Below are 729 nucleotides of genomic sequence, written 5' to 3'. Positions count from 1 at the left end.
CCGGCGGGGTATGAGCCGGCGCCGTTGTTTCGTCGGGCGCCGGTGCTTCGGCAGGCATCGGTGGTTCTTCGAGTACGACGTGGGCGTTGGTGCCGCTGACGCCGAAGGCGGAGACGGCGGCGCGGCGCGGCCGGTCGGGATCGGCCGGCCAGGGCCGGGCGTCCGCGAGGAGTCGCAGGGAACCGGAAGCCCAGTCGACCTTGGTGGTGGGACGGTCGGCGTGCAGGGTGCGGGGCAGGGTGCCGTGGTGCATGGCCTGCACCATCTTGATGATTCCGGCGATGCCGGCGGCGGCCTGGGTGTGGCCGATGTTGGACTTCAACGACCCCAACCAGACGGGCGTTTGGCGTTCGGGGTGTCCGTAGGTGGCGAGCAGGGCGCCGGCTTCGATGGGGTCGCCGAGAGGGGTGCCGGTGCCGTGGGCCTCGACGGCGTCGATGTCGTCGGGGGTGAGGCGGGCGTCGGTGAGGGCCTCACGGATGACGTTCTGTTGGGCGGGTCCGCTGGGGGCGGTGAGGCCGTTGCTGGCGCCGTCCTGGTTGACGGCGGTGCCGCGTACGACGGCCAGGACGCGGTGGCCGAGCCGTTCGGCGTCGGAGAGCCGCTCCACCAGGAGCATGCCGACGCCTTCGGCCCACGCGGTGCCGTCGGCGGTGTCGGCGAAGGGTTTGCAGCGTCCGTCGGGTGCCAGTCCGCGCTGGCGGGAGAACTCGACGAAGACGGTGGGGG

The 729-nt window shown here is 72.6% G+C and carries 1 protein-coding gene; it reads right to left on the bottom strand.

From position 1 onward, the window contains the following. Positions 1 to 729 (bottom strand): beta-ketoacyl synthase N-terminal-like domain-containing protein (locus IE212_RS34495; RefSeq protein ID WP_190201934.1); only part of this gene is annotated, 729 nt, incomplete at both ends.

Origin of the sequence: Streptomyces djakartensis (genome assembly GCF_014651075.1) — a bacterium.
GTDB classification, from domain to species: Bacteria; Actinomycetota; Actinomycetes; order Streptomycetales; family Streptomycetaceae; genus Streptomyces; species Streptomyces djakartensis.
Note: the sequence above shows the minus strand (reverse complement) of the source record. Positions and strands in the feature narration are given on the sequence as shown.